This is a genomic window from Paenibacillus peoriae (assembly GCF_022531965.1).
Classification (GTDB): domain Bacteria; phylum Bacillota; class Bacilli; order Paenibacillales; family Paenibacillaceae; genus Paenibacillus; species Paenibacillus polymyxa_D.
Genome location: NZ_CP092831.1, coordinates 2,946,830 through 2,965,739, shown reverse-complemented (window position 1 = coordinate 2,965,739; position 18,910 = coordinate 2,946,830). Strand labels below are relative to the sequence as shown.

Annotated in this window: 14 protein-coding genes and 2 pseudogenes; 2 read left to right on the top strand and 14 right to left on the bottom strand. The window is 41.1% G+C overall.

What is annotated here, in order from left to right:
* Positions 1-26: 26 nt before the first annotated feature.
* Positions 27-2,645, top strand: a complete 2,619-nt coding sequence (gene ppsA, locus MLD56_RS12845; RefSeq protein WP_039273092.1) for a phosphoenolpyruvate synthase — start codon at positions 27-29, stop codon at positions 2,643-2,645.
* A 410-nt stretch (positions 2,646-3,055) separates the two neighbouring features.
* On the opposite strand, the gene MLD56_RS12840 is transcribed toward ppsA, so the two are convergent.
* From MLD56_RS12840 to MLD56_RS12780, 12 genes and pseudogenes are all read right to left on the bottom strand, one after another.
* Positions 3,056-5,218, bottom strand: coding sequence for an amidase (locus tag MLD56_RS12840; protein ID WP_029515197.1), 2,163 nt, complete (start codon positions 5,216-5,218; stop codon positions 3,056-3,058).
* Positions 5,219-6,056: 838 nt separating this feature from the next.
* A pseudogene (locus MLD56_RS12835) lies at positions 6,057-6,359 on the bottom strand (tyrosine-type recombinase/integrase); the annotation flags it as partial.
* Between the two features lie 135 nt (positions 6,360-6,494).
* Positions 6,495-7,130, bottom strand: a complete 636-nt coding sequence (gene bluB / locus MLD56_RS12830; RefSeq protein ID WP_029515198.1) for a 5,6-dimethylbenzimidazole synthase — start codon at positions 7,128-7,130, stop codon at positions 6,495-6,497.
* A gap of 284 nt (positions 7,131-7,414) precedes the next feature.
* Positions 7,415-7,832 (bottom strand): annotated as a pseudogene (locus MLD56_RS26060) (hypothetical protein); the annotation flags it as partial.
* Positions 7,833-8,199: 367 nt separating this feature from the next.
* On the bottom strand, positions 8,200-9,432 hold the full coding sequence (locus tag MLD56_RS12815; RefSeq protein WP_230585132.1) for a MalY/PatB family protein: 1,233 nt from the start codon (positions 9,430-9,432) through the stop codon (positions 8,200-8,202).
* Positions 9,362-10,222: a DUF3737 family protein gene (locus MLD56_RS12810; protein WP_029515202.1), complete on the bottom strand. Its 861-nt coding sequence runs from the start codon at positions 10,220-10,222 to the stop codon at positions 9,362-9,364. Before MLD56_RS12810 ends, MLD56_RS12815 begins: the two co-directional genes overlap by 71 nt.
* Before the next feature lie 148 nt (positions 10,223-10,370).
* Positions 10,371-10,766 carry a cupin domain-containing protein gene (locus MLD56_RS12805; RefSeq protein ID WP_029515203.1) on the bottom strand — a complete coding sequence of 132 codons (396 nt, stop codon included), beginning with the start codon at positions 10,764-10,766 and terminating at the stop codon, positions 10,371-10,373.
* Positions 10,767-10,797: 31 nt separating this feature from the next.
* Positions 10,798-11,544 (bottom strand): SDR family oxidoreductase, encoded by a 747-nt coding sequence (locus tag MLD56_RS12800; RefSeq protein WP_029515205.1) that lies wholly within the window; start codon positions 11,542-11,544, stop codon positions 10,798-10,800.
* 78 nt (positions 11,545-11,622) lie between these two features.
* Positions 11,623-12,375, bottom strand: a complete 753-nt coding sequence (locus MLD56_RS12795) for a carboxymuconolactone decarboxylase family protein (RefSeq protein WP_029515207.1) — start codon at positions 12,373-12,375, stop codon at positions 11,623-11,625.
* Between the two features lie 127 nt (positions 12,376-12,502).
* Entirely contained in the window at positions 12,503-13,036 is a 534-nt protein-coding gene (locus MLD56_RS12790) for an NAD(P)H-dependent oxidoreductase (protein WP_017426962.1), read from the bottom strand.
* Between the two features lie 70 nt (positions 13,037-13,106).
* A complete protein-coding gene (dmpI, locus tag MLD56_RS12785; RefSeq protein WP_016820887.1) occupies positions 13,107-13,319 on the bottom strand; it encodes a 4-oxalocrotonate tautomerase DmpI in 213 nt (70 codons plus the stop codon).
* Between the two features lie 108 nt (positions 13,320-13,427).
* The gene (locus tag MLD56_RS12780) at positions 13,428-14,402 is read right to left on the bottom strand and encodes an aldo/keto reductase (RefSeq protein WP_029515209.1); all 975 of its coding nucleotides are present in this window, start codon (positions 14,400-14,402) and stop codon (positions 13,428-13,430) included.
* Positions 14,403-14,638: 236 nt separating this feature from the next.
* Between MLD56_RS12780 and MLD56_RS12775 the strand changes: the two genes are divergently transcribed.
* Complete coding sequence (locus MLD56_RS12775; RefSeq protein ID WP_017426964.1) at positions 14,639-15,184, top strand: TetR/AcrR family transcriptional regulator; 546 nt, start codon at positions 14,639-14,641, stop codon at positions 15,182-15,184.
* Between the two features lie 397 nt (positions 15,185-15,581).
* Here MLD56_RS12775 and MLD56_RS12770 read toward each other — a convergent pair whose 3' ends face one another.
* The gene (locus tag MLD56_RS12770) at positions 15,582-17,009 is read right to left on the bottom strand and encodes a 6-phospho-beta-glucosidase (RefSeq protein ID WP_029515210.1); all 1,428 of its coding nucleotides are present in this window, start codon (positions 17,007-17,009) and stop codon (positions 15,582-15,584) included.
* A gap of 29 nt (positions 17,010-17,038) precedes the next feature.
* Entirely contained in the window at positions 17,039-18,907 is a 1,869-nt protein-coding gene (locus MLD56_RS12765) for a beta-glucoside-specific PTS transporter subunit IIABC (RefSeq protein ID WP_029515211.1), read from the bottom strand.
* Between the last annotated feature and the right edge of the window lie 3 nt (positions 18,908-18,910).

The following is an 18,910-nucleotide window of genomic DNA, read 5'->3' as shown; positions in this document are numbered from 1 at the left end:
AATTTAATGGTTAGGAGAGATGTTGAATGAATTCACTGGTTCTCGATTTTCAAGAAATGGATAACACTCAGCTTTTGCTTGTTGGTGGAAAAGGGCTACACTTAGGGGCATTAACCAAAATGGAAGGAATACAAGTGCCAGAAGGGTTTTGTGTTACAACAGTGGGATATCAAAAAGCCATCGAACAAAACGAAATGATTCATGCTTTGTTGGATCGGCTAACTACGCTTAAAGTAGAAGATCGAGAACAAATTTATGAAATCAGCAAGAAGATTCGACAGGCCATTATGGAAGTAGCCATTCCTTCCGATGTTGTGAAAGCAGTTGCTCACTATCTCTCCCAGTTTGGCGATGAATATGCTTATGCCGTGCGTTCTAGTGCGACCGCTGAGGATTTGCCACATGCTTCTTTTGCTGGTCAACAAGACACTTATTTAAATATTATCGGCAAAGAATCCATCTTGGAGCATATCCGCAAATGTTGGGCTTCTTTATTTACGGAACGCGCGGTAATTTACCGAATGCAGAATGGATTTGATCACAGCCAAGTTTATTTATCTGTTATCGTTCAAAGAATGGTGTTCCCACAGGCTTCAGGGATTTTATTTACCGCTGATCCCATCACTTGCAACCGAAAGCTGCTCTCTATCGATGCCAGTTTCGGACTTGGAGAAGCACTGGTCTCTGGCTTAGTCTCTGCCGATTGTTATCAAGTACAGGAAGGGGAAATCGTCGATAAGAGGATAGCAACCAAAAAATTGGCTATCTATGGGCGAAGAGAAGGCGGAACAGAGACTCAGCAAATTGATCTCGATCAGCAAAGGACTCAAACCCTTACGGAACAACAAATTTTACAACTGGCACGAATTGGAAGGCAGATCGAAGAACACTTCGGCTGCCCCCAAGACATCGAATGGTGTTTGGCTGATGATACATTTTATATTGTCCAGAGCCGGCCGATCACCACTTTATATCCCATTCCTGAAGCAAATGACCAGGAGAATCACGTGTATGTATCTGTCGGCCATCAGCAAATGATGACTGATCCTATTAAACCACTGGGGATATCTGTTTGGATATTAACAGGTGCCACGCCCATGTTTAGAACTGGTGGCGGAAGGCTGTTTGTGGATATCACGATGGGCCTGGCTTCACCGACTGGCAGGCAAAATTTATTGGATGTTCTAGGGCACTCCGATCCGCTCATAAAAGACGCGCTTATTACCATCATAGAGCGGGGAGATTTTATAAAATCGGACCCATATGACACAAGCGAACCGGGGCCCGTTAAAAGCCATAAGGGTATGTCGTCTGCGGATATTCTGGAAGAAGCAGGAAACGACCCGGAAATTGTTGCTGTTTTGATTAAGAGTAGTGAGACATCGTTATCAGCATTAAAACATAATATCCAAACGAAATCAGGATTGGATGTATTTGATTGTATCCTGGAAGATATGCAGCAACGGAGGCAGCGAGCGTCAGAACTGAAAAATTTGAATGTGATTATGGCCGCCATGCATGCTTCAGCATGGATCAATGAAAAAATGAATGAATGGTTAGGTGAAAAAAACGTAGCAGACACACTTTCCCTATCTGTACCTAACAACGTCACTTCGGAAATGGGTATGGAGCTACTGGATGTTGCAGATGTGATTCGTCCCTATCCGGAAATAATTGAGTATTTACAACAGGTAAAGGATGATAACTTTTTGGATGAACTGGTTCAATTCGAAGGTGGGCAGCAGGTGCGTGATGCTATTGCTGTTTATCTCGACAAATATGGAATGCGATGTGCCGGGGAGATCGATATTACAAGAACACGCTGGAGTGAAAAACCAAGTACACTGGTACCTATGATCCTCAGTAACATCAAAAACCTTGATCCTGGCGCCAGTAAACGAAAGTTTGAGCAAGGGCGACAGGAAGCTTTGAACAAAGAACAGGACTTATTAGCCCGATTGAAACAATTACCGGGTGGTGAACAAAAAGCCGAAGAGACAAAACAAATGATCGACCTGATCCGGAACTTCATCGGTTATCGTGAATATCCGAAATACGACATTGTTAGTCGCTATTTTATTTATAAACAGGCTTTACTAAAGGAAGCGGAACGACTCGTACAAGCCAACGTTCTTCATGAAAAAGAAGATATTTACTATCTCGCTTTTGAAGAATTGCAGGAAACCATACGCACAAATAAACTGGATTACCAGGTCATCGACAAACGAAAAGATGAGTACAGATTATATGAAAAACTAACTCCGCCACGTGTTATCACGTCTGATGGCGAAATCATTACGGGTCAGTACAAACGAGAAAATATCCCTGCCGAAGCTATTGTAGGCCTCGCTGTTTCTTCGGGTATTGTAGAGGGGCGGGCACGTGTGATCCTGAATATAGAAGGGGCTGATCTGGAAGATGGCGATATACTAGTCACCGCCTTTACCGATCCTAGCTGGACTCCATTGTTTTTATCCATAAAAGGCTTGGTTACGGAGGTGGGTGGACTGATGACCCATGGAGCCGTTATCGCACGTGAATATGGCTTGCCAGCCGTTGTCGGAGTGGAGAATGCGACCAAACTGATAAAAGATGGGCAACGAATTCGCGTGCATGGAACCGAAGGGTATATCGAAATATTGTAATGGCTGAATACGCTAAGTAATAGCCTCTGTCATAATGGACGGTATTAAATGCAACCTGTCATGGATAAAAGGGCGATTATCCTGTCGTCCTTTTATCCATGACACAAAGTACCCCCCAAAAATATCAACTGATTTTAATTTTTGGGGGGAATAATTTAAGAACTTATTTATTTGATGATCGAAAAAACACATTATTTAATGTGTAACAATAATCAGGAACCTTTAGGAGTTATCAATGGTTCCCTTGCTGCGATCAACACAATGATTTATACATAGCTGATCCGATCTAAATCTCTTGTGCTGCTGTGTGATTATTTATGATCATCTAATTTATGCGTACATGCAGAGGAAGACACACCGAAGTGTTTTTATTCAACAAAATCCAAAAGTGATTTCTATGATGTCCTACGTTATTGGGGTAAAGTGACAGACTTGACTTGAGCAGAGGTATTTCCGTAAATATCTTTAGCCAGCACGAGAATATGCAGCGTATCGCCCTGGGAGGCACCATCCTGTTTATATTTAGTAGTTGGAAGCGTTGCTGACCAATTGGTTTTATCTTCTGTAATAACGACACGAATGCCATTGACATAAACTTTAAGCTGTGCGATATCGCTTTGATCTGTGACTGAACCTTCCAAAGCGAGAACATCATCCGTGATTGAAGCATTCAACTTAAGTTCAGGGGTTCCTGTTTCCTTGCGTTTAGAGGGTGGGAGAGAAGTTTGCGGGTTATAGGAAAACGTTTCATCCTCAAGAGCTGGCGTGCGTGCTGCAATAGGACGGTTTTTGGTAGCCTGCTCATAGGAATAAGCGTAACGAAGCAGGTCGTTATCGCTGTATGCGGCACCTGCCATTGTCAGATTAACGGGCATTCCGGTATCCTTCATAGCGCCCATACTCACAGACACACTTGGGATCCCGTACTCGCGTAGAATAAAATTCGTATTGGAGAAATAGTTGCCATTCTCCCAAGCCTCCTCATAGGATGTTTCATTCACATCGGAGTCAGCTTTACCGATATTCGAATTTGCCGGGAATACAATAAAATCAAGGTTGTTTTGCTTCATCCAATTTTCAAAATCAATCTTTCGTACATTTTCAAGCCCCCGTAGTCCTTCTTGAAACTGAGGAATTTGTTCGTAAGGGGTGACGCCTTTCTTTATGGTTTCAATAAATATGTCATAGTGGCCAAGGTCTCTGCCACGTTTGGCATCTACCGAACCGGGTGGATTCGGGAAGACGGTTGCAGGGTCTATATTAGCCCATGACGGGAAATTCGGATCGTCCACACTTTTAAGGAATTCCTCAGCTGCATAGGGATTAAGCAGCCCGAATTCCTTTTCAGCCCACTTTGCCGGCATTAAACCACGTTCTTCAGGTGTTTTCGCTGTTGCCCGGTCCTTCTCGCTGTTGGCCTGCAAGGGGAAGTCAACTTCCACAACCTCAGTTCCAAGAGCAGTTAAATCCTTTACAGCTTTTTCCCATAATGCCTGTATCGAAGGTCTGAATTTGATCGGAGTTGAGGTTTCATGGTCCTTACCGATATAGATTTTCGGAACGCCAATGCGTTTGCCTTGCAAAGCTTGAGTATCTCGTAGTTCTAAATAGGATTTGGGACGGACACTGTTGACGGAAGGGAGCCGAACGGCTTTCTGTTCTCGCCAGAAATCACCCTTGGTAATCTTATCTTCTACAACGATCACGTCAAGCAAGCGGAGCATGTCCTCGACAGTCCTCGTATGTGGGACAACGACATCCCGTATAGGGAAGAGAGGCCAATTCCCCCGAATGGAGATTAGGCCTCGCGATGGCGTGTAGGCAATTAAACCATTGTTCGATGCTGGTGATCTTCCAGAGGATACCGTTTCTTCCCCCATGCCGAAGGCAGCGAAGTTGGCGGCTGTTGATACACCAGATCCGTTAGAGGAGCCGGAGTACCAGGCTGCAGCCAAATAATTTGGATTGTACGGACTTTCAGCACGGCCATAAACACCTCTTTGCATTCCCCCTGCTGCCATTGGCGGCATGTTGGTTTTACCAATGAGCACCCCACCGGATTTACGTATCTTCTCTACTGTAAAGGCATCGTCCTTTGACATCAGGTTTTTGAAAGCTGGAGATCCAGAAGCGACAGTAAGTCCCTTAACCTTGTAACTGTCTTTAACCGTGTAGGGGATGCCTTGCAGAGGCCCGGTTTTAATACCTTGCGCCCTAAGTTGATCAGCCTGAGCAGCTTCTTTTAGTACGTCGGGGTTCAGAACAGGGATGGAATTCAGTCGAATGCCACTAGAATCATAGGCATATACCCGGTTAAGGTACAGGGCGGTGAGCTCGACACTTGACAGTGCTCCTGACTTCATCGCTTCCTGCATTTGAGCAATCGTAGCCTCTTGCAATTGAAATGTGACTAGAGAGGAGGCGGGGTCACTAGTTTTACTAGAGGATGAGGGTGAAGGAGCGGCGGATGCAAGCGGGCATCCCGTGAAAGTTAAAATCATACCAACTGCAATCCATTTGCAATAGTTGCTGACTACATACCTTGTATTCGCTTTTAGCGTTCGTGCGTACATAGCATTTCACTCCTTAAAATTAGGTAGGATCAGGAATTTAAAAAGAGAGGGATGAGAAAGGCACTTTTATAGCATAAATGTTTCTAATTATACTACTTATTTTCATGTAGAATGTCAATTTTTGTAATGCACAATACAAAGAAATTCGTTACTTTTAAGTGTGAAATCTAGTAATCCATGATTCAGATTGTTGCATCATCGCTGATTCAAGTTTTGAAATGAAAACGACACCGTTTTGGTGCCGTTTTTTCGCGGGAGGAGGCAATAGAGGCTTAATTCTTACGTTTTAATTTATGACTTGATTCCTTTTTAACAGCTCCCATAATTGATCAGCCACATCATTTGGCGATTGAGGCATGTTATTCAGAATCCACCATTGCTTCAGAAACAAGTAAGGTTGAACGTTTGGTATAGGAATAGGTTAAAAACCGATTGGACATAATTAAATGTGTTGGTGAACGGTTCTGGAAGGAAATATATGCGTACATATCATGACATTTTAATTCCTGCACCAATGAATAAAGAGTAATTTTAGTAGGTAACTTTGTGTCAATGTACAACAGAAGTCTACATTATCTATATTTACATATGTACAAAATACGGGTTTTGTGAACATGTATAAAGAAAACCGTATAAAACAGCTTGGCTTTAGCGTGTTGTTGTACATTTGTATATTGACACAAAGTTCCCTACTTAAGCAGTTTAATCGGAATTTTGAGTAACTTAGTTTTTTTCTCCAAGCGAATGAGGTGATTTTTTTATTATCAAACTAAGTAGGAAACTTTGTGTCACTTATTTGACGAGCCCTACATTACTTATCCATATTATTAACCGCATTTCACATTTCTTCATCTGTTAAATGTGTATAGATCATGATTGTTTGTATTGAGGAATGTCCTAATTGGTTCTTCAATCTAGGCACATCATTGCTCTCTAAGTGGTAACGCGTTGCAAATGAATGTCTTAGAGAATGCACGATTAATGCTGGTTTTCCAAAAGCTGAAGCATACTTTTCAATTAGTTTTTCAATGGATCGCTGAGTTAAACGTCGGCTTTTTCCTTTACGACCTATGGGAGCTGCAATAAACAAAAAGCTTTCATTTTTTTCTGGGATATATCTGGATTCTCTAATCTGCAGATAAGTAACTCAAAGTTCGCATAATTTTGTAATCTCGAATAAATTTATCTTTTTCATTTGTCCTTGCTTAATGATGCTTATGAAACAATCGTTTCTGTGAGCATCATATCCAAAAAGGAAAATTAACTTATATTTCAATCATTCCCAAGAATTATGGTGTATTAGATTATTTAGATTACGACGTCTCTCCCAATTCACTTGCTCTAGGATTGGTTTTGTAGGATAAAAATCCGTATAACCTAATGAAACCAAAGCAATAGGATCAATATGTGGTGGAATATTTAGTATTTCCCGTACGTCTGTTTTCTTGTAAAAACTCACCCATCCCATAGCTATTCCTTCTGCATAAGACGCCAACCACATATTTTGGATACAACAGGCGACGGATAGAATATCTGTTTCAGGAATAGAATTTCGCCCAATTACATGTCCCCCACCTCTAGTTGGATCACATGTAATACAGATCGTTATAGGTGCTTCCCTTATACCCTCTAATTTTAACGAGAGAAATCTTGTCTTTTTTTCATCTTCATAGTGTATGGACAAGGCCTGTATTTCTTTATGACATGCATACGCCAATCGTTCTTTAACTTCTTGAGAGTCAATTACAATAAAATCCCAAGGTTGCATAAAACCAACGGAAGGTGCATGATGACCAGCCATTAATATGTTGTTTAACTTATCTTTGGATATGGGTTTTCCATTAAATGATCGAATATCTCTCCTTTCAAAAATGGCTTTAAATATTCCTTTTCTTTCATTATCATTTAACAATTTAATTCCTCCCTTAAAACAAAAATCCCCAGAATGCGCCAGTACTCAGATTATTATGACAGGGTTTCAGGTTCAAGTTTACATTGAAGTTGGTATTTTATGATATAACTCTTATGCTTGAAATCAATATTATCTCTTGCAGTTCACTATCAATCCGTAGTCTAAACTGCCTGACCCTCAAAACAACGAACTACGATCACAAAATTATAAACTTTTCACAGACTGACTCAATTGAACAACCCCACATAAAATATCTGGGACTTCAAAGTCCGGCTTATCTAAAGATAAAGCTTTAACTTATCAATTGCGACTTGGAACAAATCATCCGGCAGCAGTTTATAGATATTGCCATCGATCACGTACATCTGCTTTGTCTTCCTGCGCTGACCAATAATTAAAATAGCCGAATAGTCGTTTTTCTTCCCGGCTTTGATAGCTGATCCAATGTACTTGGCAAGTTCCATTTCCTCAAACTCAGGCAACCTGTCCCAATACATGAGATTCTAAAATATGTATTCATCGCTTGCTGCACATCAAATAATAATAGTTCAAATACTCGCTCCATATAATCAGCGATTCTGCAAATACCTTGGCATTGTCAAGAACTCTTTCTATATAGGTCACAAAATCTGGTTGTAGTGCTTCTCCAAGTGCCACAGCTTTTGCTGCAATGACATTCATAAGTGGGCTCCCCTTGTATCCCTGGGATCAACACCATAAGAAACAAAATTATAAAAAAGTTATAGGAAACCATTATGATATCGCTTTGGGACTGCAAACCGGCAGCGGTAAGACTCTAGTTAGAAAGGTAACCCCAAGAAAGAGGTTTTCGAAACAGTTACGAGTTCGCTGGCATTGGCGGCATCCAGATAATCCGCCCCCAATGCCAGAATTAGATCGTATTGTTCCTCACGCGACGCTTTGCCCTCTCAATACACAGTCGGCCGTGGACAGTGGCTCCACTTTTGTGAACACGACAAAATCGGCGTCAACTTCATTAAGTGATCGTGCAACTTTATCCCAAATTCCCATTCATTTCGTGGAGGAGTGTCCGGTAACCATTATTGAATCAATCATTCACTCTTTGATATGCCTGAATCCCAATCTTCAAGCGCTGCAATCCATCAACTAGTCGTTTTTTAGGGCAGGCGTAGTTCAATCGAATGAAATCGTGTCCATTGCCGCCATAAATGGCGCCCTCCGTGACATACAGCCCCGTTTCTTTCCTTATGAATTTACACAGTTGACTTACATTAGGAGTTATGTTTCGGCAATCGATCCAAGCCAAATAAGTCGCTTCCGAATGGATAATTTGGAGCTGCGGCAGTTCACTAGCCAAATAATGTTCGAGATATTGCTTGTTCGCCATGAGATATTCCAATAAGGCTTGCAGCCAGGGTTCGCCTTCCGTAAAGGCAGAGATTGATGCTTCAATCGCAAAAAAGTTAGGTTCGGCCACTTCATCGGTGTTAATGCCACGGTGTACAAGTTTACGAATCTTCGAATTCGGCACGATAATACTTGAAGTTTGAATTCCCGCAAGATTGAAGGTTTTCGTCGGCGCCACACAGGTGATGCAATTTTGGGCGATCTCTTCCGATATTGAAGCGAAAGGAATGTATGGGTGGCCTGGGTGTGTTAAATCGCAGTGAATTTCATCGGAAAGCATAAGGACCTGATGCTTGACGCAGAGCGTGCCGAGTTTCTCAAGAATTTGTTTGTCCCACACTTTGCCTATGGGGTTATGCGGATTGCAGAAAATCATAAGCGTTGTGTCAGAATCGGCTAGCTTTTTCTCCACATCGTCAAATTCGATCGAATATCGATTGTCTTTGTAAACCAACTCGCTTACGAGAACTTCTCGTTGATTGTTCTTTATGGAGTTGTAGAAAATGTTATAGACAGGCGCAAGCACTAGCACTTTGTCACCGGCTTTGGTCATTTTGCGTACGATAGATGATATCGCCGGCACTGCCCCCGTGCAAAACATAATCCATTCTTTTTGGATCTGATATTGATGTCTCTTTTCCCACCAATGGGCAACTGCATCATAATAAGTATCTGGTATCGAGGTATATCCATAAATACGATGGTCTAATCTCTTTTGCAGAGCATCGACTATAGCAGGCGAAGTCTCAAAGTCCATATCCGCCACCCACATCGGCAACTCTTCTGGTCCAACATCCCATTTATAAGAGTTAGTGGCCAAACGCTTCGTCATTTTATCAAAATTAAAGGACAAATCGATCACCTGCTTTATCCAGCTCATATCGGGTGTAGGCAGCGTTGATTTCTTCGTCATTGATGATGATTTCGCCGATACCCTTTGCTTTGATTTTCCCTGAGATTGGATTTTTCACACTATCAATTGAGGTCTTGGTTTCCACCTCAATGGTTGAATATTCGAATGCCAAGTCGGTATTCAGAATCGTTCCGTTTTCGATTACGAGACGGTCCATGTAGCACATTCCCTGATTGCTTTCGATAGTGCAGTTGATAAAAGTGATGTTTTTCGAATTCCATCCTAAATATTCTCCGATGATCAATGAATCATAGACGGTGACATTCTCGCAATTCCAGAAGGCGTCTTTTGAAATAATCTTCGCATTGCGAATTTCCATATCCTTAGCTCCGTCGAATGCGTAGTTCCCCGCTAATGTGAAATCGTCGATAGTGATATTTGCACTATTCATTCCAAAGTAATCACCTTTTGCGGTCACATGATGCAAGTGAATATCTTCGCAATTCCATAAGGTTTCTTGCGCGTTGGGGAGATCGACATACGTCAGTCGGATTCCGCTCGAACGCCGAAATGTCTTTGGCGCCTCTATTACGCTGTCATTAATGACAATTTGATGTGTATACCATATTCCCGATCGGGCCATTTCAAGGAAAGTGCTACGATTAACACAAATATTATTGCAATACCACAAGGGATACTTCCATTTAAAAATGCTATTATCGATAGTAATATCGTTGCTTTCCTTCAGGGGGGACTCGCCATCTGCAAAAATGGAATTAGTGACAATGAGGTTCTTTCTCTTGAAAAGTGCTCGTTCTCCGGTAAGCATTTGTTGATCGATCGTTTGCATAATACTGTCTCCAATCGCTCAGTACTAGCTTCAAATCTTCTCTGACCCCATAATTCACAGAATAGCAACAGAGGGTTTCAGATTTATTAGAAGCTTCTATATAAACGGCAGCATCGACGGCTGCCGTTTATATGTGTTAATTCATTTATTATAGCTTAATATATACTTCATCCAGTACGGGTTCTAACCAATCTGTTTGTCCTGGTGTAAGAGCTAAGTGAACAAACCAGCTGTCCTTTGTAGCCCCATGCCAATGTTTAATGAACGCTGGAATGTTTACCACATCGCCTGTTTTGAGTAATTGAGCTGGCCTTCCTTCTTCTTGATACCACCCCTCACCGCCAGTAACTAACAACACTTGCCCAGTGTGATGAGAGTGCCAGTTGTTGCGGGCACCGGGAGCAAAGGTTACATTCCCGATTGCTGTATTGAGTGGTGCTGGATCGGTAAACACCATTTGTAAGTACGCGTCTCCGATAAAGTTTTTTTCGACTTTTTGACCCAATGGGAAGAGTGTGCTATGGCTTAAGTGCTCGTTCTTCATTTTTCATCTCTACTTTCTTATATTTTTAACGTTATCCAACTTGAGCTGTTGGTCGAATGATCATCTCATTAATGCCCACATCCGATGGTTGCTCGATGGCAAAGGCAATGGCACGTGCGATGCTGTCTGCATCGATTGCTATCTTGTAAAAATCATCTAAGCCCGCTTTCATTGCCGGATCAGTTGTCGTCTCCAGCAGTTCGCTGGTCACAGCCCCCGGCGAAATATTGGTCACACGAATATTTGTACCACTCATCGCTTCTTCTTGACGCAAGCCTTCAGAGATTGCTCTTACGGCATGTTTGGTACCACAATAAACTGTCCCGCCTGGGTAGATGTTGTGTCCAGCCACGGATGAAAGGTTAATAATATGACCTGATTTCCGTTCTCTCATAGATGGAAGGACTGCCCCGATTGCGTACAATACCCCTTTGATATTGACATCGATCATTCGGTCCCATTCATCAACCTTTTTCAAAGCAAGAAAAGCCTGCGGCATGATTCCAGCATTATTGACTAAAACATCGATTTTTCCAAACTTGTTAAGCGCATATGCAGCAAGATCTTCCATTTGTTGGTGTAAACTTACATCCGTCACCTTATACACAGCTTCTCCACCGCTTTGTTCAATTTCATCTTGTAGTTTCTTTAACCGGTCTTCGCGGCGAGCGGCAAGAACCAATTTTGCACCTTTAGATGCCAGTTCTTTTGCAGCTGCTTCTCCAATACCGCTGGACGCTCCTGTAATAATAACTACTTTCTCTTGAATATTTGACATTTTAGATAAACACCCTTTCTTAATTTTAGGTATACTTTCATTTATAAAAAAATCTATTTTTTCGCTTAATTTCTCCTGCTATTCTGGAATGATTTCATTCACACAACTCAAAGCATTTAATGTTCTCGGAAAACCCATATAAGGAAGGCAATGAGTGATGGCAGTGATCATGATATCCTTGTCATTGCCTACATTCAGGTTGCCTTGCACATGTGCCTTGACTTGACTTTCACAACCGCCGAGACTACTCACGATACAGAGGGTCAGCAACTCCCGTGTTTTCAGATCAAGGCCTCCACGAGTATAGAAGTCACCAAAACAGAAGGCAGAAAGATAGTCTTGTATATGCTTTTGATTGTATGGAACATTCCCCCTGTTCTTTTCAATGATATCGCCAAAGATCTCTACCTGCACTGCAAGGCCTTTGTCTATCCGATTCTCTTCTTCAACCTGCTTTTGGCTTTCGAGAGGTAACTCGATATTTCTGGACTGGAAAACCTCATTAATCTCCGCGATGGCATTTAGCGTTTTAGGGAATCCTAAATAAGGCGCGCATTGGTAAATGGCCTCTTTGATTTCTACCGGTGTCAGCCCAACGTTGAGTGCAGCATGAGCATGTGCCTTGAGCTGAGGTAACGTTTGGTTCGTTACAAGCACCACCAGAGTGATAAGCTCACGTTGTTTATCGTCCAACTTACCTTGATAAAAAACTTCCCCAAAAATAAAACGGCTCAGGATGTCCTGAAAATCAGGATCAGTAGCGTATGCCGCTGGCACTGCATTATGGAATAGCTTTTTAAACGTTTCTTGGCTCTTTTCAATTCGATTCATAACTATGCCTCCTGCTTGTTTTTTTGCGGATGAGTAAGCCTGCCGAAAGAATGACGATAATTGCGACGCAGTAACCTCTAATTCCCATCTGTATGATGAAGCCAACAGGCTTAGCATGACCATTCTTCTAGACAAGTTTAGGGTTCAGCGCATAAGCCACATAATCCTTGGCACTTTGCTCTAGCTCCTCATCTGACAGATGTTGCATTACACCATACAAGATATATGGTGTCAAATAGCGTGTTCCAATCAAGTTACTGGTTGCCTGAAGAGGTCGCAGCAGCTCGGAAACGGTGTATTTAAAATTACCGTCTGGTAAATAGTTTTCTTTAGCAGCGCCGGTAGAAACGGCAATCAGCAGCTCTTTTCCGTGCAGCTTGTCCCCTTTGCTTCCAAATGCCCAGCCATGAGTTAGGACTACATCCTCCCATTTTTTCAACAATGAAGGCGTACTGTACCAGTAGAAAGGGAATTGCAAAACGATGCGATCATGCTGCTCCAATAAACTCTGCTCGGCAGCGACATCGATCTTCTCATTCGGGTATGCCTCATAAACATGGTGAATTGTAACACCAGCTTGCTTCTTCATTTCTTCCGTTAAGCGACGATGAACACGGGAAGCAGTTAAATCAGGGTGAAAAACAAGAACGAGTGTTTTCATTTTAAATTTTCTCCATCCAAGAATATTTTTTTCTATCTTAATTGTTTAAATGGATACCAAGTTAATTATTTTACTCCTCACTTTTCAGTGGATTATTTACAGCTTTGTCTGCTAAAATCCGTCCTGCAACACCTATATTATCTAGTTCATTTTCCCTTACGAACACAAAGAATGCTTGTTCAGGTATATTCATGATAGTTGAAGCTGATGTAGTAAGGTCTTTTACTAACTTTCTTTTTTGCTCTTTAGTTAATTTAGCTGCTTCAATTGTAATTACAGGCATAATTATTCTCCTTTATTGTGAGTTTATGTCTAATGACGACGAGATGACACAAAAACTCATGTGCATCTCTCTTATCAAAGAGACCGTGCGACACCAATTTATATGAATTTAAAAATGACCAACGATTCGGTGCGGTACATATGGTTCTTCCAAAAACGCAATTTCTTCAGCAGTTAATTGAATAGATAGAGCAGCTTCTGCATCTTCGAGCTGGGATATTTTTGTCGCACCGACAATAGGAGCGGTTACCGGTTCTTTATGCAGAAGCCACGCAAGTGCGATGTGAACCCGGCGAACACCATGTTTCTCTGCCAAACTCGCAACCCGGTTCACCACCAATTGATCCGCATCTGTTGTTGCATCATATTTTTGTTTTGCAATTTCATCAGTTTCGGCACGATGTGTTGTTGTCTCCCGCGCCAATCTTCCTCCTGCGAGCGGGCTATAAGGAATGACCCCAATTTTTTCTTCCTTACAAAGTGGGAGCATCTCTCGCTCCTCTTCACGGTAAATGAGATTTAAATGATTCTGCATTGATACAAATCGGGTCCACCCATTCTTCTCAGCTATATGTAAAGCTTTCTCAAACTGCCATGCCCACATTGCAGAGGCTCCGATGTATCTTGCCTTACCAGCCTTAACTATATCGTGCAATGCCTCCATCGTCTCTTCGATAGGCGTGTTATAATCCCAACGATGAATTTGATACAGATCGACGTAGTCGGTTTTCAATCTCTTAAGGCTCTTATCGATTTCGCTCATGATCGCCTTGCGGGAAAGTCCAGCGCCATTGGGTCCTTGATGCATTCGTCCATGTATTTTAGTCGCGATGACAATTTCATCACGGTTCGAAAAATCCTTTAATACACCTCCAATTATTTCCTCACTTGTCCCTTCAGCGTACACGTTTGCAGAATCAAAAAAATTGATTCCAAGCTCCAGAGCTTTTTTTATGATCGGACGAGCGCGTTCTTCATCAAGTACCCATCGATGATGACCTTTTCGTGCGTCTCCAAAACCCATACAACCAAGACAAATCCGGGATACATCCAAGCCAGTATTTCCAAGTTTCGTATAATCCATTTCATGGTTCCTTCCTTTCGTGTGGTGCGATCTTGACTTGCCTCAGAACGGGTACGCGTACTGATCATTGAGTTTAGATAACTCCAAATAAAAAATGAACATTGATTGTTTAATCAACTTACGTTTATAATTCTAAACGGAAACAAAATGCTTGCAATAATCAATTTCTTTCGATGTGTGGATTACTCAACAAATTATCCGTAATTGCCTATTATCTCAGTGAGGGGACTTTAAAAATGACTAAAGTGGACAGAAGGGTACTCAAATCTCAAGAAGCCATAAAGAAAGCAATACTTGAACTGATGACTGAAAAAAACTTTGATGACATTACAATTCGGGATATTTCTGATAGGGCAAATGTTAATCGAGGAACAATCTATCTCCATTACATGGATAAATTTGACTTGCTAGATAAGATAATTGAAGAACATATAAACAATCTCCGTGAACTTTGCCACACAGCATCTGAAATGAGTTTCCAAGAAGGAAATTATGTCTGGTTCGAATACTTTGCAGACAATCATTTGTTCTTTTCAACCATGCTAAACACGAAAAGTTCAGCTTATTTTCGTAGTCAATTTCTTGATTTAGTCGTCCAGGAGTACAAGGTTGAAGTCGATGTAACAGAAGGAAAAAATCAAGGCTTAAGTGAAGATGTCATTCTTCAATTTTTTGGGGCCGCGGTCGTGGGGATCGTAGAATGGTGGTTTAAGAATGGAATGTCAGTCCCCCCTCGTGTCATGGCAGAACAAACTGGGATATTGTTAGACAGAAATTTTTAAATTGCATTCCCAACAAATCTAGTAAATCGAGTAATTTCTTGTACTGAGGTTATTTAAACAAAATTCTCATCCTAATTTCGTGATGAGGGTAGGGTTTTGAATACTGTTCTCGCATTCGGGACTTGAACACTAGAGATAAGGCCCATACCCAGCACAGTACAAAACATGAAGCGGCACCCGCTCCATGTTTTGTACTTAAATCCATAACTTTATTTCCTATTGAGAGCACGATCCCGAATAACAAGAAAATGCTTACCACAAGAAGAACTTGCCTCATGTTAGTGAGAACAAGAGAATATATCGCATTTTAAATTAAGGGTCTTGTTTAGAAAAAGTTTGTAAGCGTCACATCTGGTCGACTGTGATTCCACCATCAACTAGCTATGGCTGTATAAACTTAATCTAAATCTTCTCCATTGCTACTAATTACTTTCTTATACCAATTAAAGGACTTTTTCCTACTACGACTTAACGTACCATTTCCCTGGTCATCTTTATCCACGTAGATGAAACCGTATCTTTTGTTCATTTCTCCAGAGCTTGAGCTTACTAAATCAATGCACCCCCAGGTTGTATATCCTAGCAACTCTACGCCATCTTCTTTTACAGCAGCTTTAAATGCTCGGATATGTTCACGAATATAATCGATTCTGTAATCATCCGAGATACATCCATTTTCATCAGGCTTGTCCGCAGCTCCCAACCCATTCTCGACAATAAATAATGGTTTTTGATAGCGATCATACAATGCATTTAATGTAATTCTCAGCCCGAGTGGGTCAATTTGCCAGCCCCATTCACTTCTTTTTAAATGGGGATTTCGTAATGTCGGAAAGAGATTGGCAGCGGTTTGAGTATTAACTGCTGGGTCGGCACTTGTTAATCGCGAACCATAGTAACTAAATGAAACGAAGTCAACTGTATTATTTTTCAGAAGCTCCTCATCATCATCTTCCATTTTCAGATGTATATTCATTCTTTCGAACATTTTTTTGGCATAATTCGGGTATTCACCACGAGATTGTACATCCACAAAGAAGTAATGCTCTCGATCCCTTGTTATGGCTTTCCATACGTCTTCAGGAGCGCAAGTATAGGGATAAGTGCTGGCACCCGCCAACATACATCCTATCTTGAATTCGGAATTTATTTTGCGTGCAATTTCAGTAGCTTTAGCACTCGCGACCAATTGGTGATGAGCTGCCTGATACTTCACAGCTTCTTCATCTTCATCTTCATCAAACACCAATCCTGAGCTCCCGAATGGTAGGTGTAATAACATATTGATTTCATTAAAAGTTAGCCAATACTTCACTTTATCTTTGTAGCAAGTGAATAGTGTTTCGCATAGTCTTTCATAATAATCAACCATTTTACGGCTTCTCCAAGAACCGATGGTTTTTACCAAATGCATCGGCACATCAAAATGAGTGATCGTTACTAAAGGCTCTATATTATATTTTAAACACTCATCAAAAACATCATCGTAGAACTTCAAACCTTCTTCGTTGGGTAATGGATCATCCCCATTTGGATAGATTCGTGTCCATGCAATAGATAAGCGGAAGCATTTGAAGCCCATTTCTGCAAATAAAGCAATGTCTTCCTTATAATTATGATAAAAGTCGATGGCTTCATGGCTTGGATAGAAATGTTCATCATCACATTCCATCATTTTCATCTTACCTTTCATTACAGAAACGCGATCCTGTCCTGCGGGTATAACATCGACGGTTGACAATCCCTTATTCCCTTCCAAATATCCACCTTCACATTGGTTTGCAGCAGTTGCTCCTCCCCATAAAAAGTCTTTGACTAAAGTCATTTATAATCCACTCCTTGAATTTGATATGGTTACACTATTAGGACTAACAACTCATTGTTAAAATCAGTGACTGCACTACTGTTATTAGTTAGCACATCAGCATAACTGTAAGTATTCGTAACGATCACCGGGGTCTGGGTAACATATCCTTCCTCTCTGATTTTCTCCAAATCAAACGTGATTAGTGTCTGTCCCTTGGTAATTCTCTGACCCTCTTCAACATGAGCTTCAAAGTACTTCCCATTCAGTTTAACGGTGTTCAATCCTATATGGATGAGTATTTCAACCCCATCATCGGAGAGTAAACCGATTGCGTGTTTCTTGGGAAACAGCGAAACAATTTTCCCATCAAAAGGAGCGACCACTTTTCCTTCGCTTGGCTCAATGGCAACTCCTTTTCCCATTGCTTCTGTGGAGAAGGCCGCATCTTGAACATCCTTCAATGGAATCATTTCACCTTTGATAGGACTTGTAATAACCGTATTTTTAAGTGTGATGATTTTATCGTTTGTGGTGACTTTATTCTGCTCAGACGTTTCTTTCTCATATTTTAAGGTTAATAAATAGGTAAGCACTGCAGTTATAACCGTTGTAATTAATAATGCGATGAGTATATTATAGAAATTCCAAATGTTTTCTCCAATATAAAGCGGAATAGCTGGAAGCCCTGATGAACCTGTTGCATAACGTGAAACTTTCATAACCCCTGCGTAAAGCCCTCCAGCAGCGGATCCAATCATAGCCGCAACAAGAGGATATTTTTTAGGTAAATTAACACCGTAAAGTGCTGCTTCTGTAATTCCCATTAAGCCTGTAATTCCACTTGTAGTGGAGATTTGCTTGGATACTGTATCCTTTGTTCTCCAACTGACAATCAACGCGGCTACACCTTGCGAAATATTGGATATCATGGCTCCAGGTCCAATGATATTTTCATATCCCAATGTCGTGATTTGAGCCAATGATAACGGAACGATACTGTGATGAAGTCCAAACATAACAAGGAGTGGCCAGAAGGTTGCAATTATGAAAATGACCACCCATGCTCCGTGCGATCCCAAAAAATCAAACCCCATTGCCAAATATGTTCCGAAGAAAGAACCTAGCGGTCCTAGTGCAGTTAAGGAAATAAATCCAACAACCAGAATGGTAAACATCGGAACAAAAATAATTTTTACAGCGTTAGGAATGACTCTTTTAAAGAATGGTTCAATGTAGGATTGCGCCCACACGGTTAATAGAATCGGAACAACCGATGAACTGTAAGCAACAAGTGTCAATGGAATATTAAAAACGCTAACATTATTACCCGCAGTTCTCAATAGATCCAGATTCGGATGAAGCAATATCCCAGCCAACACAAGTGCCAGTACAGGGCTGCATTTTAATTTGTTTGCAGCCGAATATGCTAATAAGAAGGGTAAGAAATAAAAAATGGCATCCGACATGAAATTGATTACATAGTAAGTTTGTGACGCTTTTGAAACTACATTAAATAAGATCAGCAAAGCCAATAGCGCTTTTATCATTCCCGCGCCTGCAATAGCCGGAACGATTGGACTGAATGTACCTGAAATAAAATCGATTAATTTGCCAAAAACGCTTACATTTTTTTCGTTAGATAATGTATCATTTATATTTTCTGCATGTTTTATATATTTGATCACTTCCTCATATACTTCTTCAACATGGGTGCCAATAACCACCTGAAATTGTCCGCCGCTTTCAATCGCATCAATCACGCCATCTAAAGCTTTAATAGCGTCTTGATCGGCTTTTTTATTTTGGTTTAGTGCGAATCTAAGCCTTGTCATACAATGAGTTAGTGTTGATACATTTTCACTACCACCAATCTTCTCTACAATATCCTGAGCTAATTTTTCATATTTTTTGCTCATTAG

Coding starts and splice junctions, on each gene's coding strand:
- MLD56_RS12840 (WP_029515197.1), bottom strand. CDS start 5,218: ATGTACGCACGAACGCTAAAAGCGAATACAAGGTATGTAGTCAGCAAC.
- MLD56_RS12770 (WP_029515210.1), bottom strand. CDS start 17,009: ATGACTTTAGTCAAAGACTTTTTATGGGGAGGAGCAACTGCTGCAAAC.
- dmpI (WP_016820887.1), bottom strand. CDS start 13,319: ATGCCTGTAATTACAATTGAAGCAGCTAAATTAACTAAAGAGCAAAAA.
- ppsA (WP_039273092.1), top strand. CDS start 27: ATGAATTCACTGGTTCTCGATTTTCAAGAAATGGATAACACTCAGCTT.
- MLD56_RS12795 (WP_029515207.1), bottom strand. CDS start 12,375: ATGAATCGAATTGAAAAGAGCCAAGAAACGTTTAAAAAGCTATTCCAT.
- MLD56_RS12775 (WP_017426964.1), top strand. CDS start 14,639: ATGACTAAAGTGGACAGAAGGGTACTCAAATCTCAAGAAGCCATAAAG.
- MLD56_RS12800 (WP_029515205.1), bottom strand. CDS start 11,544: ATGTCAAATATTCAAGAGAAAGTAGTTATTATTACAGGAGCGTCCAGC.
- MLD56_RS12780 (WP_029515209.1), bottom strand. CDS start 14,402: ATGGATTATACGAAACTTGGAAATACTGGCTTGGATGTATCCCGGATT.
- MLD56_RS12790 (WP_017426962.1), bottom strand. CDS start 13,036: ATGAAAACACTCGTTCTTGTTTTTCACCCTGATTTAACTGCTTCCCGT.
- MLD56_RS12810 (WP_029515202.1), bottom strand. CDS start 10,222: ATGCAAACGATCGATCAACAAATGCTTACCGGAGAACGAGCACTTTTC.
- MLD56_RS12815 (WP_230585132.1), bottom strand. CDS start 9,432: ATGACGAAGAAATCAACGCTGCCTACACCCGATATGAGCTGGATAAAG.
- MLD56_RS12805 (WP_029515203.1), bottom strand. CDS start 10,766: ATGAAGAACGAGCACTTAAGCCATAGCACACTCTTCCCATTGGGTCAA.
- MLD56_RS12765 (WP_029515211.1), bottom strand. CDS start 18,907: ATGAGCAAAAAATATGAAAAATTAGCTCAGGATATTGTAGAGAAGATT.